The organism is Streptomyces sp. PsTaAH-137, from assembly GCF_003259365.1.
GTDB lineage: Bacteria > Actinomycetota > Actinomycetes > Streptomycetales > Streptomycetaceae > Streptomyces.
The window spans coordinates 1-2,131 of the sequence record NZ_QLLY01000082.1 but is presented as its reverse complement, the minus strand read 5'-3'; the positions used below and the strand labels follow the sequence as shown (position 1 = coordinate 2,131).

Below are 2,131 nucleotides of genomic sequence, written 5' to 3'. Positions count from 1 at the left end.
GACCGGATGCTGCGCGGAGCTCGCCCCCTGCTCCTCCAGGGCGACCGCGAGCGACAGGTTGGACGGGCCGAACCCGATGCCGACCACGTCGTAGATCTCCTGGCTGAGACTGCCCGGTGTGTCCATGGAAATACTCCCCATCGCGTCTGGACATCTCGACTGGTGGGCCGAAAGACGTCGTGCTGTCGCCGCCCCCACGTCGTGGGTGTGCGGAGAGGCTTGGCAAAAGCTTGCCAAGATGTTGGCAACCGCTTCCGGAGGGCTGATCCAGAGCCGGTCGAGCGGGACTGGAGTTCCTGGTGAACGCACCGGAATTCCCGGCCGGTTGCCGCGAGAATGTGCCGGAGCGACGACTTTTCCCAGCCGTTTCGGACGCCCATTGAGCGGTTGTTCCGCACACCGCATTCGGGCGTTGTCCTGTACGCCGGGACGGCGATATGGTCGGCCCGCACCAATGCGATCCGTCATTTTCCGCGGCAGATCCGTGCCCCTCCGCGCACGGCTGAAAGGATGCATCCGGATGTTCGTTCCCAGCTTTTATCGCGAACCGGACAGTTCGTGGATGGTGGACCTGATACGCGGAAATCCGCTGGCGCTCGCCGTGGCCAACGGCCCCGCCGAGGACGGTCCGTTCGCCACGCACCTGCCGGTCATCTTCGACCCGGAGACGTCCGCCGACGTCTCCGGCGAACTGCCGGGCGTCACCCTGCTCGGGCACATGAACCGGGCGAACCCGCACTGGTCCGCACTGCAGGACGGCGGCGTCCTGCTGCTGACGTTCACGGGCCCGCACTCCTACGTCTCGCCCACCGTCTACGAGAAGAGCCCGGCCGCCCCGACCTGGAACTTCACCTCGGTCCACGTACGCGGCGTGGTGGAGAAGATCTCCTCGATCGAGGAGACCCTGGAGGTGGTGCAGGCCACGGTGCGCGCCTTCGAGGGGGCCTTCGGCGACGGCTGGGACATGACCGGCTCGCTGGACTACTTCCGCAAGATCGTGCCGGCCGTGGGCGCCTTCCGGTTCACCGTGACCGGCGCCGAGGGGATGTTCAAGCTCAGCCAGGAGCAGCCCGGCGAGGTGCGCGAGCGGGTGCGCGAGTCGTTCGGGCAGAGCGCCTGCACGTACAAGCGGGAGACCGCCGGCCTGATGAACCGGCTGGCGCAGACGGAGGACGTGACGGTCTCGAGCGGCGCCTGAGCGGCGCTCGAAAGCGCAGGGCGAGGTACGCCTCTCGTTGCAAACCAGTGACCCGGTATGTTTTTCTGGCGAGGCAGTCCGCGGGCGGGACGGCCGGCGCCGCTCGGCACCCGCCCCCTCGCCCCGCGGGACGCATGCCCGACGCGCACGTCCAGCACGGCGTCCATGCTTCACCGCGGACCGGCGTGAGCCGGCGCCACAGCACGCAGGAGGGTCTCTTGACGGCGCTTCGACCGGTCACGGCGGACATCACCCGGGCTGCGGCCGCCACCGGCGAGGCCGCCGGAGCGGACGAGGGAGCCGGCCGCGAGCGGGCCGTGCTGGCGCTGGACACACTGCTGGACTCCGACTCGCCGAGGATCGACGGCGAGGACGGCGAGCGGGTCCGGCAGCTCGCCGAACTGGAGGCGCCGCTCCCGCCGGTCCTCGTGCACCGCGCGACGCTGCGCGTCATCGACGGGATGCACCGGGTCCGGGCCGCGCGCCTGCGCGGCGACGACACCATCGAGGCGGAGTTCTTCGACGGTGGTGACACCGACGCCTTCGCGCTCGCGGTACGGCTCAACATCGCGCACGGACTGCCGCTGACCCAGGCGGACCGGGCCGCCGCCGCCGAGCGGCTCCTGCGGGCGCGCCCCTCCTGGTCGGACCGGCGCATCGCCGCAGGCACCGGGCTCTCGGCCGGCACCGTCGCCGCCGTCCGGCGCCGTTCGACCGCGCAGGACGAACAGTTGAACACGCGCGTCGGCCGCGACGGACGGGTGCGCCCGCTGCGCGCGGCCGAGGGCCGGCTGCGCGCGAGCCAGGTGATCGCCGCCAACCCCGGGGCGACCCTGCGGGAGATCGCCGCCGTGGCCGGGATCGCGACGGCCACCGCCAAGGACGTACGGGACCGGATGCGGCAGGGCCGGGGCCCGCTGCCGGCCGGCAGGG

3 protein-coding genes are annotated in these 2,131 nt (G+C 71.4%); 2 read left to right on the top strand and 1 reads right to left on the bottom strand.

Translation table 11 applies throughout. From position 1 onward, the window contains the following. Positions 1-126, bottom strand: a 126-nt coding sequence (locus tag K377_RS41000; RefSeq protein WP_146614873.1) for a SidA/IucD/PvdA family monooxygenase, incomplete at its 3' end; no start/stop codon positions are given. Positions 127-520: 394 nt separating this feature from the next. Between K377_RS41000 and K377_RS40995 the strand changes: the two genes are divergently transcribed. Further along, the gene (locus K377_RS40995; protein WP_111668703.1) at positions 521-1,198 is read left to right on the top strand and encodes an FMN-binding negative transcriptional regulator; all 678 of its coding nucleotides are present in this window, start codon (positions 521-523) and stop codon (positions 1,196-1,198) included. Positions 1,199-1,416: 218 nt separating this feature from the next. Beyond that, the coding region (locus K377_RS40990; protein ID WP_220093199.1) for a ParB/RepB/Spo0J family partition protein at positions 1,417-2,131 on the top strand (715 nt) is incomplete at its 3' end.

Coding starts and splice junctions, on each gene's coding strand:
- K377_RS40995 (WP_111668703.1), top strand. CDS start 521: ATGTTCGTTCCCAGCTTTTATCGCGAACCGGACAGTTCGTGGATGGTG.